Here is a 13114-nt window from a genome sequence, read left to right as displayed (position 1 = left end):
AGTTCTTCTAGGCTTCTTGCTGTTCAGCAAAATCTTCTGATTTCTTTCGACGTTTTTGGTTAAACCAAATATAAAGTGTCGGCAAGATAATCAAAGTCAGCAACGTAGAGGAAATGATTCCACCAATCACCACGGTTGCAATAGGTCGTTGTACTTCAGAACCAATCCCGACATTAAATGCCATTGGAATGAAACCTAAAGAGGCAACCAATGCTGTGATGAGTACAGGTCTAAGTCGTTCTAGTGCACCATGCTTTACTGCTTCAACAAGCTCTTCTCCTTGGCTTGTTAAGCGCTGAATCGCAGATACAAGGACTAAGCCATTCAATACAGCTACACCTGATAGTGCAATAAAGCCAACCGCAGCAGATATTGAAAATGGTATGTCTCTCAAAGCTAATGCGATTACACCGCCTGTTAAAGCAAAAGGAACGCCTGTAAATACCAATACACTATTTCTAAAATTACCGAGTGCCATATAGATCATGGCAAAAATTAGAATCAAAGCAATTGGAACTACAATTAAGAGCCTATTTGTAGCAGACTCCATTTGCTCAAATGTACCGCCCCAAGTGAGCCAATAGCCTTCAGGTAATTGAAATTCGGAATCTAACTTTGACTGAGCTTCCGCGATGTAACTTCCAATATCTGTACCGCGTACATTCGCTGTGATTACAATTCGACGTTTACCATTCTCACGAGAAATCTGGTTTGGACCTTGAATATTCTTCAACTCAATTAATTCTGACATCAGTACACTTGAGCCATCAGGTAAGTTGAAAGGAATTTGATAGATTTTTTCTAAGTCAGTAACTGAGTTTTGATCCATACGAACCACAATATCGAACTTACGGTCACCCTCAAAAACCTTACCTGCTGTTTGTCCTGTAATAAGGCTTGAAACCTGCTCCTGTACATCTTCAGCGTCTAAACCGTAGTTGGCGATCATGTCTTTTTTGAGTTCAACGGATACCATGGGTAAACCAGACATCTGTTCAACTTTCAAATCAGCCGTGCCATTTACCCCTTCCAACACATCCGAAACACGATTACCTAATTCCAATAGCTGCTCTAAATCATCCCCATAGATTTTGACCGCAACATCAGTACGAACACCTGAAATAAGCTCATTGAAACGCATTTGAATTGGCTGAGTAAACTCGTAGTTATTTCCATACACACCTTTAGAAACACGCTCAATTTCAGCAACGACAGCAGATTTTTCCTTATCAGGATTCGGCCATTCGTTACGCGGTTTTAACATGATGAAGTTATCTGCCACATTAGGTGGAACAGGGTCGGTTGCAATTTCCGCAGTACCTACTTTGGCAAAGATGGTTTGAACTTCAGGAATCTTTTTAATTTCTTTCTCAAGTGCATATTGCATTTCTATTGCTTGAGTCAGAGATGTACCCGGAATACGAAGAGCATGTAGTGCAACATCACCTTCATCCAAGGATGGGATAAATTCAGAGCCTAAACGTGTTGAAAGGCTTGCACTAAATACAAAAAACACCGCAACAAATACAACTAATAAGTAGCGATGATTAAGCGACCAATCTAAAACTGGGTTATAAAGCTTTTTAATAAAATGAATAATTTTAGATTCTTCATCTTTGATTTTACCTGCGGTAACTAGAGCAACCATTGCTGGTACAAATGTTACCGACAGGATCATTGCTGCAACCAATGCCATCACCACTGTTGCAGCCATAGGGGTAAACATTTTGCCTTCAACACCTGTTAAGGTCATTACTGGCAAATACACCAAAATAATAATAAGTTGACCATACAGAATGGCTTTTCTTGATTCTTTAGTCGCTTCAAAAACAGTCGTAAAACGCTCTTGTCTCGTCAGTATTCGTCCCAGCTCTTTTTGCTTCATAGCTAATTTAGCAAGTGAAGCTTCCACAATAACAACCGCACCATCAACAATAATCCCGAAGTCTAAAGCCCCCAAGCTCATCAAGTTTGCACTGATTTTCTGATTCACCATACCTGTAATGGTCATGAGCATAGATAAAGGAATAACCATCGCTGTAATAAGCGCAGCACGGAAATGCCCAAGAAAAACAAACAAAACAACAATGACAAGAATGGCCCCTTCTAGTAAATTCTTTTTCACTGTTTCAATGGTGGCATCAACCAATGTAGTACGGTTATACACAGCTTTCGCTTCAACGCCTTCAGGTAGAGACTTTTGAACTTGCTGTAATTTTTGATCTACTGCATGTGCAACATTTCGAGAGTTTTCACCAATCAACATAAAGGCTGTACCAAGAACAATTTCCTGACCATCCTTGGTTGCTGCTCCTGTACGCAGCTCGTGACCTATTGAAATTTTAGCAACATCTTTAAGTCGTAAAATATAACCACTACTTGTGGTGATCGGAATATTCTGAATTTGCTCAATAGAGCTAATTTGAGAATCAGAACGAATTAAATACTGTTCGCCATTCTTCTCAATATAACCTGAACCTTTATTCATGCTGTTCTTTGAAATGGCATCCAAAACATCTTGTTGATCTAGTCCAATGCTGCGCAAGTAAGCATAGTCAGGCTGTACAACAAACTGCTTTAAATATCCACCAATTGTATTGATTTCATTTACACCTTCAACATTCCGCAACTGGGGCTTAATGACCCAATCTTGTAATGTCCGGAGATCAGTCGGTGAAAGTGGGTTCTGATTATTTTTCGCATTTTCCACCGTGTACATAAAGATTTCGCCAAGACCAGTAGAAACGGGTCCCATTGAAGTCGATATTCCACTCGGAAGGTTTGGAGTAACACCTTGAAGTTTCTCATTGACAATTTGACGAGCAAAATAAATGTCCGTGCCTTCCTTGAAAATAGCTGTGACCTGAGACAAACCATATCTTGATACAGAACGTGTGTAGTCTAGATTTGGAATCCCTGCCAAAGCCGTTTCAATTGGGTAAGTGACCTGTGACTCCATCTCCAGTGGAGATAGACCCTGTGCTTCACTGTTAATTTGAACTTGTACGTTAGTAATGTCGGGTACAGCATCGATGGGCAGTTTAAAATAGTTATAAACGCCAAATGCTCCGACAAATAAGAAGATGATGAGTACCAGCCAACGATTCTTAATCGAGAGTTTTACAATTTGATCAAACATAATCGCTACCCCTTAGTGATCATGAGTAGCGCCAGATTTACCTAGCTCTGCTTTCAGTAAATATGAGTTACCTGCTGCATAAACTTGTCCTGCTTTCAGGCCAGATTTAACCTCAACGTAACCATTAAATTTATCGCCTAACTCTAGAGGACGTGCTTCAAAGTCATTACCCACTCGAATAAATACGACATCCCAATCACGGAAGGTCTGTAAGGCATCTTCACGGACAACCATCTGCTTCATCGTTTGCTTTTCAAATATTTGAGCCGTAATTAACTGCCCTGAGCGCCATTTGAATTGGTTCGAGATTTCAATAAAGACTTGTGCAGTTCGTGTTTTCGGATCAATCACATCACTGATGTATTTGATACGCCCTAAAGCTTCCTCTGTGCCTGTTTGAGTTTGAGGCTTAACAGTTACTTTATTGTCTGGATTGATCTCATTTAGTTTGTCAGCAGGAACATTGACTACGGCTAACAACTGTGAGGTATTGGCTATTTTGAATAGCGGTGATGCAGGAGTAACATTGGAACCAACAGCACCAAGTACCTGTAGAATCGTACCCGACATTGCCGCTCTGACTTCAATCGTACCATTACCAGAATCACCATATGAACGGATTAAGCTGTTCAGCTCATTGGCACGAATTTGCGCATCTTCAAACTCGCGTTGAGCGTTAATATAATCAATTTCAGGTGAAACTCTTTTTTGGAATAATGTACGTTCTTGTTCCATCTTTTTGCGAGAAAATTGCAATGTATCCATCGCTATAGAACGCTCAGCATTTAAACGGATGAGGTCTTGGCTTTGTACTGTCGCTAAAAGATCACCTTGACTCACTTTGTCACCAATCGTGCTATACGTTTTAATTAAAGTCCCACTCGCTTTTGGTGTGATAAAACTTTCAAAATTATCAGGGAACTTAAGCTCACCTTTGAGTTCCAGTGCATTTTCAAACATCATTGGTTCAACTTTAAGAAGTTCCAAACCACTGCTTTTGATACTGCTATCAAGCATGGTGACACGGCCTTCTTTGGTATCCCACTTCCAACTATGTTTTTTACCTTGATAATCAACATTAATGACCATCAAGAATGAATGTGGTTCATAAACAATTTCATTACCAATTAGGTAATCACTTTCAGGCTTAAAAGTAATAGTTTGTTCTGCATCTAAACGCTTAATAAAGATATTGGCATTAATTTCATTTGGTTTTAATGGTTTATCTTTGAAATAGCCATACACTCGTAAGTGTGGCTCAACTCCTTCTTCAAAGATTTTTACTTCGGCTGAAAAATCGCCATCACGATATAAACGCCCCCCATGTGGACCTTTCTCATCACCAGCGACTGCAACTTTCTCTTCAGTCGCTTCCCCATGTGCTGATGAAGTTTGTGATTTATTGCTTGTTTTATACCAAGCCAATGCACACAGTACGATCAGTAAAGCTATTGCACCTGTAGCCACAATTTTATTTGTTGGTTTGTTCATCATCATTCACCCTTATTCTTGATTTAAATTGGTTACATAATTTCGTTCAACTTCTGCAATTTGATTTTGCAAAGCCAACCACAAATCAAAACGGGCAAGATGTTTATCCAACCATATCTGTTTAATGCTGTTAAATTCCAACAATGAAATTTTCCCTGCTTGATAAGCCATTTCAGCGATACGTAAACTTTCTTTGGTCGCAGGTAAAACGGTTTGATCAAATTGTTTAATTGAATCAATCAAGTTAGAGATTTCTATAGCTTTATTTTCTAGATCAATTTTAGAATTACGCGTGATCAATTCAGAAAGTGCTTCAGCATTTGTTTGTTCTGCTTGGGCAAGTGCAATGTTTCCCTTATTACGGTTGAAAACCGATAATGGAATAGAGGTTGATACCAAAAATACTTTATCACTGGTTTCTTGATAGTTACGTACACCCACCCCAAATGTGATGTCTGGTACAGCCTCTTTTTTCGCGAGATCAAATTGCGTTTGGGCTAATTGCTTTTTAATCGATGCTTCTTGCTCAGATAAACTGACTTTATCTGAAAAATTAATACTCAAAGGAACTTCAATTGCAGCTTCAGGAAGTGCAGTGATAAATTTTCCACAGAGATTTTTTTGGAATTGAACTTTTTTAAGTTCATTTTGGTGACGTAATTTAGCCTCAGAGGATAAAGCTGAACTCAGTTGCACATCTGATGGAATCACCCGTCCAAATTTTAATTTCTCATTTAATACATTCGCTTGGCGTGCATTCAATTTACTTTCAGTGGAATAAATCTCTGCACGTTTTGACGCTATATACCAATTTGACATACATAAACGTAAATCGGCTTTTAGTTCAGCTTGGCGTTTAACAATTTCAAATTGATTACTATTGCCCTGAAAACCCGCCAATTGTTTACGTAAAGCAAGTTTATTATTGAGAGGAATGTCCTGCGATAGACCAATCATTGTTGTTGGTCCATCTAGTTGTTTCAAATCCGAATTACCAAGATTATCTAATTCAACATTAAACGTTGGATTAGACAATCTACCTGCATATTTTTGATTAATTTCATATGCTTGCTGAGACTTTTGTAAACTCTTCAAAATTGAATCGTTTAAAATTACCTGTTGTTGTAGCTGTGCGTAATTAGATTCTGCAAATAATTGAGTCGCTGTTGCTACTAAACCACAGGCAAGGAATATCTGATATTTTTTAGACATGACTTCACCTATACAAAAAAAATGGAAATTATTTTTTGTATAGGTGAATCAATTTCTTAGAACAATTAGATCTTTTGTAAATGTATAGGAATTAAATAAATAGAATATTCTTTTCCTAAAATCGTATACACGAATTGGCCTTTCAAATAGCCCCAGAAAAAGTAATATAAGAGGAAAAATAAAACTTAAAATAAATATGGGATCAATCGTAAAGTGATTCTCGGTTTGATCTGGTTTTATTGAATGATGAAACTGTGGTTCATCATAGCTTTTCCAATTATGATTTTTAGTATCGTCTATAGACGATTTTTGGTCATCTTCATGATGAACCAAAGACCATTGACTTGAATCTTCAGCTTCAACAAAAATATTCAATTCATGATGATGATCAATATTTTTAGCAAAAACTGGCGCCCACGTATAAATCCCCGTCGTTGTTATAGCAAACAAAAACAGGACAAATACGAGAATAAGTTTTGATAACTTATTAGCTAGCATATGATCGAATCACTTAATGATTAGCGAAAGAATACTGAATCGAGTTTCAAATGTAAATCTTTGACTGATTAATTTCAGTAAAACAACAATTGATTATACAAAGTGAAAGCATTTTTTACTTTGCCTAATAGCTTGACCTGCTTCTTACTCAGAACACATTTTTACTTCTATACACATTCTAGATTACTAGGACTTACGCATTGACGGATTCAAAAAAGTATTAAAATACTTTATAAAGTATCTGTGATCAGACGAATTAAACATGCTTCTACAGCAACTTGTACATTACCCATTTATATGGGCTTTCTCATGACAGAACCGAACTCTATTAGCTGCACACAACTTGCCGAGACTTATAACATCTCGCATGATAGTGTAAATCGCTTTCTAGAACGTGAAGACTACACACCTCACGACCTATATCAAGAAGCAATTCAACATATTGATAATAATAAACTTATAGTCAGTATTGATGATACTGTTTTAGATAAACCCTATAGTCAACATATGGACTTGGTTAGCTATTTTTGGTCAGGCAAACACCACCGATCCGTCAAGGGTATTAATCTCATTACCTTGTATGCGACAGATCAGAATGGTCAAAATATTCCAATTAATTTCCGAATTTATGACAAATCTGAAAGTAAAACCAAGAATGATTACTTTATGGATATGTTAAGTGAAGTACTCAGTTGGGGTGCAAAGATTCAATTTATTACAGGTGATAGTTGGTATTCATCGACTGGAAATCTAAAAACCATAAGAAAATATGGTATTCGATTTATGTTTGGTATCGACTGTAACCGTAAGGTTTCCCCAGAAAAAGGACAATGGTTTCAACTGCGTTTATTGCCAAATTTCCATCAGGGTCAAGTGGTCTGGCTCAAAGATTTTGGCTTTGTACAATTATTTAAGACTCAGTTAAAAGAACAGCAGAGGTTTTATATTGTGCATCAAGATGAAGATGATTTATTGTCCTTTGAGGGTTTTCATGAATTACATTCAAGTCATTGGAAAATAGAGCAATATCACCGGGTGATTAAACAGGTTTGTCATATTGAAAAGTTTCAAGTAAGACGATCTAAACTGATTTTGAATCATATTTTTTCAGCCTTGATGGCCTACGTCGAGATACAAAAGAACCAGTTTGAGCGGATCTTTGAAAATGTATATCGTTGGCAGAAGAAATTATTTAGACCAGTTATCAAAAACTTCATTGATGACTTTATTCTCGATAAAAATCATCTGCTACCACAGAGAATCTATAAATAATAGTGCGTAAGTCCTAATTACTTATAAAAATTTAAACTCTAAACTTAAAGATCATGCATAATAATTTTAGATAAATTGAACAGGTTAATTTTATGGACCCTTCGCCGAGTATCAACTCAAGAAAAAGCAATATTCCTAATAGACTCATTAGAGGTACAAACTGATGGAGTTTTTGTTAGACCCTGGAATTTGGATTGGCTTATTAACGCTGATCGTTCTAGAAATTGTTCTTGGTATTGATAATCTGGTCTTTATTGCTATTTTGGCCGATAAGCTTCCTCCAGAGCAACGTGATAAAGCCCGTGTAATAGGACTTTCCCTTGCACTCTTAATGCGATTAGGCTTGTTATTTGCAATTTCTTGGTTAGTCACTTTAACAAAACCTCTGATTACAATCTTTGATTGGACATTCTCCGGACGTGATTTAATTCTTTTACTTGGTGGTTTATTCCTGCTTTATAAAGCAGTCAGTGAGCTGCATGAAAGGATGGAAGGCCATACTGAAGTTCAAGTGACTACGAATGTTGTGTATGCAAGCTTCACAGCAGTTGTTGCACAAATCGTAGTATTGGATGCGGTTTTCTCTCTTGATTCTGTTATTACTGCGATTGGGATGGTTGATAATATTTATGTGATGATGGTAGCTATGATTGTAGCTATGGTTGTTATGTTAGTTGCTTCTAAACCTTTGACTCGTTTTGTAAATCGTCATCCAACAGTAATCATCCTTTGTTTAAGTTTCTTACTCTTAATTGGTATCAGTTTGATAGCAGAAGGCTTTGGTTTCCATATTCCTAAGGGCTATATTTATGCAGGTATTGGTGTCGCGATCTTAATTGAAGCGTTTAATCAGTTCTCTCAGCGTAATGCTAGAAAGCACGAATCCAAAATTCCATTACGCCATCGTACTGCAGACTCAATTTTAAGAATGATGGGTGGAAAAATGGAAACTATCTCAGATAGTGCCCATCATGCTGAAGCCCAAGAAGCATTTGCGGATGAAGAGCGTTACATGATTGGTGGTGTATTAACACTGGCTGAACGATCTGTAGCAACGATTATGACTCCTCGCAGTCAAATCTCTTGGATAAATATTAATGAAACACCTGAGAAGATTCGTGAGCAGATACTGTCTGTTCCACACAGTTTGTTCCCAGTGTGTCGAGGTAGCTTAGATAAGGTCTTGAGTGTAGTTCGTGCTAAAGAAATATTAGAAGGGCTTTGTTGCACAAACCTATCTGTAAAGGCTTTTTCAGCGATATAATTTTCAAATGAAGAAGCCTACACACAAAATCTACCGCACAACCAATTGGCCCGCATATAACCGAGCACTCATGAGTCGCGGAAATATTGCCATTTGGTTTGATCCTGCTACGCAATGGTATGCTCCATCAAAAGGCAAACAAGGGCGAAATCAAACCTACTCCGACGCAGCTATCCAATGCTGCTTAATGATTAAATCCTTATTCCGTCTATCTTTACGTATGGTCACTGGCTTTGTGCAAAGTCTGATTAAACTTTGCGGATTAAATTGGACCGCACCAGATTACAGTACGCTTTGTAGAAGACAAAAGCATATTGATATTGCAATCAGCTACCAAAAAAGTAGCGATGGGCTGCATCTACTCGTAGACTCTACAGGCATGAAGTTTCTAGGTGAGGGCGAATGGAAACGCAAGAAACATGGAGCTGAATATCGTCGCCAATGGCGTAAACTACATATTGGTATAGATGCCAAAACCCTACAAATACGCGCTATTCAGCTCACAACCAATAATGTCAGTGATTCACAGGTGCTTGGTGATTTACTTAATCAGATTCCACAAGATGAGCAGATTGACTCTGTTTATACCGATGGAGCTTATGACACCAAGCAATGCCGTCAGGTCATTGCAGATCGGCAAGCACATGCGGTGATTCCACCTAGAAAAAATGCGAAACCATGGAAAGATACAAAGAGTAGCTCGCTAGAGCGAAATGAATTACTTCGAACAGTTAAACGTTTAGGCAGGACACTATGGAAAAAATGGTCAGGCTATCATCGGCGAAGTTTGGTTGAAACTAAGATGCACTGCATTAAATTATTAGGAGATAAACTCAGTGCAAGGAGTTTTGATAGCCAAGTGAATGAGATCCATGCACGTGTAGCAGTCCTTAACAGATTTACGGAATTAGGTCGACCACTTACCCAAGTTACGCCTTAAATTTGGCTCAATTAGGGGCGCTTTGCATTTCAAATCTTTGTGCAACAAAGCCAGCCCAAAATAGAAATGTCCGGTTTCTCCAAAGTAAAAATGTCCGCTTTTAGAATATGCACTTTTGCGATTATTGAAGCGGACGGTTTGATATGTTGGTGTCTATGTCGGATAAAGAACTTAAACGATTGTCGGTCTTGCAGGAAATCTGCGATCAACGCATAACTCAATCCCAGGCTGCTCAGCTACTTCATATTTCAGAACGTCAGATCAGACGCTTACTGCAGAAATACAAAGCTCAAGGCCCAGCTGCATTAGCCCATGCTGGTCGTGGCCAAACCAGCAACTGCAAACTTCCTGAAGAACTCAGACTCAAGTGCCTCAATATTGTTTCGGATCAACTCCATGGTTTCGGACCCACTTTAGCGCATGAAAAGCTCACTACCGTTCATGGATTCGATCTTTCAGTGGAAACCCTGCGTTGCTGGATGATTGCAGCCGATTTATGGATTCCTCGCTCCAAGCGCCTGAAACGCCCATATCAGCCTCGATATAACCGAGATTGTTATGGTGAACTGGTACAAATCGATGGCTCACACCATGACTGGTTTGAAGGAAGAGCCGCTAAATGCTGTCTGCTAGTCTTTATCGATGATGCCACAGGCAAATTGCAGCATTTACGCTTCTGTGAATCAGAATCAGCCTTTGACTATATGATTTCGACACGCTTGTATGTTGAACAGCATGGTAAGCCTTTAGCGTTTTACAGCGACAAACATTCAGTCTTTAGGGTGAATCAAAGCAGCAAGAAAGACAGCAAGATTACCCAGTTTGGACGCGTACTCAGTACCCTCAATATCGATATCATCTTCGCTAACTCCCCTCAGGCCAAAGGACGGGTGGAACGGGCCAACAGAACCCTTCAGGACCGTCTGATTAAGGAGATGCGCCTGGAAGGTATCAGTTCGATTGCAGATGCGAATAAGTGGTTACCCTGCTTTATTGAGCAGTTCAATCTCAAGTTTGCAAAGATGGCCTTTAATCCTAAGAACTTACACCGCTCTGCCACCGAAACAGCTGAGCAATTAGATGATATTTTTACCTGGCGAGAGCCACGTAGAGTCACCAATAGCCTGACCATTACTTATGATAAATGTGTATATCTCCTGGAGAGTACAGAAGAAAACCAGAGGCTGATTGGTAAATATCTTGAGTTTCTAGAATACCCGGATGGTACTGTAGCCATCATGCATGAAGGCCGGAAGATCAATTACAGCATCTTCGATAAATTAAGTCAGCTCAACCAGCGAGAGATTGTTGAGAATAAACGGTTGGGTGCTGTTCTGAATCATATCCAACAACAGCATGAAGAACTGGAACAACAAAACAAACGCAATCGTTCTCAAAAGATGCCAAGCAGACGTGCACAGAAAACAGCAATTCAACAACGAAATCTGAATCCTGTGCTTGACTTGGAAATGTCCATATAGGACATTTCTATTTGGTTATTAGGTAGGACATTTCTACTTGGGAATAACAACTTGATATTTATCATTAAATTTCAGTATATTAGATCAAGCCGTTGTGGGGCATAGGGTACCAGAGCGGCTTTTTATTGATTATTTATGTTCCACGCTTAAAATTCGAACAATGTTTCATGATTTTTATAAGTTAAACTAAATTTAGTTGCCAATCCCAATAAGCTATTCACTAACTTGTAAATATCGGTATACCGCCTGACGACTAATCCCAAAAGCTTTTCCTAATGCCATTTTTGATGGATACTTCCCTTCCCTCCATGCTTGTCGTAAAGCTTCAGCTTGGTCAGGCTGGCACTGTTGCAAATAGGCTGACATGATAAGCTAAATATCTTATTTATTTCGAGATACAGCAGATGAATCCCTTCCACGGTCGGCACTTTCAAGGTGAAATCATTCTTTGGGCTGTTCGTTGGTATTGTAAATATGGCATCAGCTATCGTGAACTTCAGGAAATGTTGGCCGAACGTGGTGTGAATGTCGATCACACCACGATTTATCGCTGGGTTCAGCGTTATGCTCCAGAAATGGAAAAACGTTTACGTTGGTATTGGCGTAATCCTACAGATCGACATTTATGGCATCTGGATGAAACTTACGTAAAAGTGAATGGCAAATGGGCATATCTATACCGTGCAGTTGACCAACGTGGCCATACTCTTGATTTCTATCTTTCTGCTAGACGAAATACCCATTCAGCTTATTGTTTTCTTGGTAAGATTTTGAATCATGTCAAAAAATGGCAGATTCCACGAGTCATAAACACTGATAAGGCTCATACCTATGGCCGTGCTTTGTCGCGACTAAAACAGGAAGGAAAGTGTCCTGAAGACCTGGACCATCGACAGATTAAATACAAGAATAACGTGATTGAATGTGATCATGGCAAGCTCAAACGGATCATCAAGGCTACGTTGGGATTCAAGTCTATGAAAACGGCTTATGCCACAATTAAAGGAATTGAGGTTATGCGTGCTCTACGCAAAGGACAAGCTTCATTATTTTATAACGGTAATATTCTAGGAGAAGTTTGGCTAGTAAATAGAGTTTTCGGTCTCTAAGCTTTTTTGAAGGGAAAATCATCGACTCAGATCCCTATTTGCAACAGTGCCGTTAAGGCTATCTGTCGTAACAAATAGCCTTAACCATCTACTTGCAGTTAAGCAATTTGAGCACCTAGTGCTGGGAATACATCTGTAAACAACAGACCAATCAATTGTTGTCCAGTAGGAGTAGACCAGTCTTGCGCGATTTCAGCCATGAGCGTATTAGTAGCTGTGAGTACAACGCCTGCATCGTGCATACGCTGACGAGAAAACTCTTCTGACAAATCACTTGGTGAGCCAGAAGCATCCATCACAGCTTGCACAGAAAAACCTTCAGTTGCAGCATCTATTGCTGGAAAAATAAGGCAGACATCTGTAGTAACACCCGCCATAATTAGATTTTTGCGACCTGTTGCAACCACTGCATCATGGAATTCTTTATAGGCCCAAGCATTAACTACACCTGGACGCTTAACACGAGCTTCATAAGCTTCAGGTAAAATCTCTGCGATTTCTGGCAGAATTGGTCCTTGAGCATTCTCTTCTTGGCTAGAGGTAATAACTACCGGCATGCCAAGAATCTTAGCCATCTTAGCCAATGCAATTGACTGCTTAGCAGCAAGTTCCTTGTCTATATTTTTGATCAGTTGCATCGTACCAACTTGATGATCAATAAGTAGTAATGCTGAATTTTCAGCAGTAAAGTATTGGTTAGTCATAGTA

Annotated in this window: 9 protein-coding genes and 2 pseudogenes; 5 read left to right on the top strand and 6 right to left on the bottom strand. The window is 39.0% G+C overall.

Going from position 1 to position 13114, the window contains the following annotated elements; all coding sequences use genetic code 11:
* Nucleotides 1-7: 7 nt before the first annotated feature.
* From AC4CUX_RS16130 to AC4CUX_RS16115, 4 genes are read right to left on the bottom strand one after another with little or no spacing between them, the layout of a single operon-like run.
* On the bottom strand, nucleotides 8-3139 hold the full coding sequence (locus AC4CUX_RS16130; RefSeq protein ID WP_279692114.1) for an efflux RND transporter permease subunit: 3132 nt from the start codon (nucleotides 3137-3139) through the stop codon (nucleotides 8-10).
* A 12-nt stretch (nucleotides 3140-3151) separates the two neighbouring features.
* On the bottom strand, nucleotides 3152-4630 hold the full coding sequence (locus AC4CUX_RS16125) for an efflux RND transporter periplasmic adaptor subunit (protein ID WP_279692116.1): 1479 nt from the start codon (nucleotides 4628-4630) through the stop codon (nucleotides 3152-3154).
* 12 nt (nucleotides 4631-4642) lie between these two features.
* A complete protein-coding gene (locus AC4CUX_RS16120; protein WP_279692118.1) occupies nucleotides 4643-5842 on the bottom strand; it encodes a TolC family protein in 1200 nt (399 codons plus the stop codon).
* Between the two features lie 48 nt (nucleotides 5843-5890).
* The gene (locus AC4CUX_RS16115; RefSeq protein WP_279692120.1) at nucleotides 5891-6340 is read right to left on the bottom strand and encodes a hypothetical protein; all 450 of its coding nucleotides are present in this window, start codon (nucleotides 6338-6340) and stop codon (nucleotides 5891-5893) included.
* A gap of 243 nt (nucleotides 6341-6583) precedes the next feature.
* On the opposite strand from AC4CUX_RS16115, the gene AC4CUX_RS16110 reads away from it, so the two are divergent.
* The 4 genes and pseudogenes from AC4CUX_RS16110 (at nucleotide 6584) to AC4CUX_RS16095 (ending at nucleotide 11297) form a co-directional block, all read left to right on the top strand.
* The gene (locus tag AC4CUX_RS16110) at nucleotides 6584-7612 is read left to right on the top strand and encodes an IS701 family transposase (protein WP_007116247.1); all 1029 of its coding nucleotides are present in this window, start codon (nucleotides 6584-6586) and stop codon (nucleotides 7610-7612) included.
* 163 nt (nucleotides 7613-7775) lie between these two features.
* Nucleotides 7776-8834: pseudogene (locus AC4CUX_RS16105) on the top strand (TerC family protein); the annotation flags it as partial.
* Between the two features lie 49 nt (nucleotides 8835-8883).
* Complete coding sequence (locus AC4CUX_RS16100; RefSeq protein WP_174894122.1) at nucleotides 8884-9816, top strand: IS5-like element IS17 family transposase; 933 nt, start codon at nucleotides 8884-8886, stop codon at nucleotides 9814-9816.
* Between the two features lie 155 nt (nucleotides 9817-9971).
* Complete coding sequence (locus tag AC4CUX_RS16095) at nucleotides 9972-11297, top strand: ISNCY family transposase (protein ID WP_139850444.1); 1326 nt, start codon at nucleotides 9972-9974, stop codon at nucleotides 11295-11297.
* 213 nt (nucleotides 11298-11510) lie between these two features.
* Here AC4CUX_RS16095 and AC4CUX_RS16090 read toward each other — a convergent pair.
* A pseudogene (locus tag AC4CUX_RS16090) lies at nucleotides 11511-11639 on the bottom strand (DNA-binding protein); the annotation flags it as partial.
* Nucleotides 11640-11701: 62 nt separating this feature from the next.
* Here AC4CUX_RS16090 and AC4CUX_RS16085 point away from each other — a divergent pair.
* On the top strand, nucleotides 11702-12406 hold the full coding sequence (locus AC4CUX_RS16085; protein ID WP_001067793.1) for an IS6-like element IS1007 family transposase: 705 nt from the start codon (nucleotides 11702-11704) through the stop codon (nucleotides 12404-12406).
* Nucleotides 12407-12504: 98 nt separating this feature from the next.
* On the opposite strand, the gene AC4CUX_RS16080 is transcribed toward AC4CUX_RS16085, so the two are convergent.
* Nucleotides 12505-13110 carry an isochorismatase family protein gene (locus AC4CUX_RS16080; protein ID WP_100535619.1) on the bottom strand — a complete coding sequence of 202 codons (606 nt, stop codon included), beginning with the start codon at nucleotides 13108-13110 and terminating at the stop codon, nucleotides 12505-12507.
* Nucleotides 13111-13114: the final 4 nt, after the last annotated feature.

The sequence above is a fragment of the Acinetobacter sp. 231_lipA genome (genome assembly GCF_058243005.1).
The sequence above is the reverse complement of the archived record's forward strand: the minus strand, read 5'-3'. Positions and strand labels throughout refer to the sequence as shown.

Coding starts and splice junctions, on each gene's coding strand:
- AC4CUX_RS16080 (WP_100535619.1), bottom strand. CDS start 13,110: ATGACTAACCAATACTTTACTGCTGAAAATTCAGCATTACTACTTATT.
- AC4CUX_RS16115 (WP_279692120.1), bottom strand. CDS start 6,340: ATGCTAGCTAATAAGTTATCAAAACTTATTCTCGTATTTGTCCTGTTT.
- AC4CUX_RS16120 (WP_279692118.1), bottom strand. CDS start 5,842: ATGTCTAAAAAATATCAGATATTCCTTGCCTGTGGTTTAGTAGCAACA.
- AC4CUX_RS16095 (WP_139850444.1), top strand. CDS start 9,972: ATGTCGGATAAAGAACTTAAACGATTGTCGGTCTTGCAGGAAATCTGC.
- AC4CUX_RS16130 (WP_279692114.1), bottom strand. CDS start 3,139: ATGTTTGATCAAATTGTAAAACTCTCGATTAAGAATCGTTGGCTGGTA.
- AC4CUX_RS16100 (WP_174894122.1), top strand. CDS start 8,884: ATGAAGAAGCCTACACACAAAATCTACCGCACAACCAATTGGCCCGCA.
- AC4CUX_RS16125 (WP_279692116.1), bottom strand. CDS start 4,630: ATGAACAAACCAACAAATAAAATTGTGGCTACAGGTGCAATAGCTTTA.
- AC4CUX_RS16085 (WP_001067793.1), top strand. CDS start 11,702: ATGAATCCCTTCCACGGTCGGCACTTTCAAGGTGAAATCATTCTTTGG.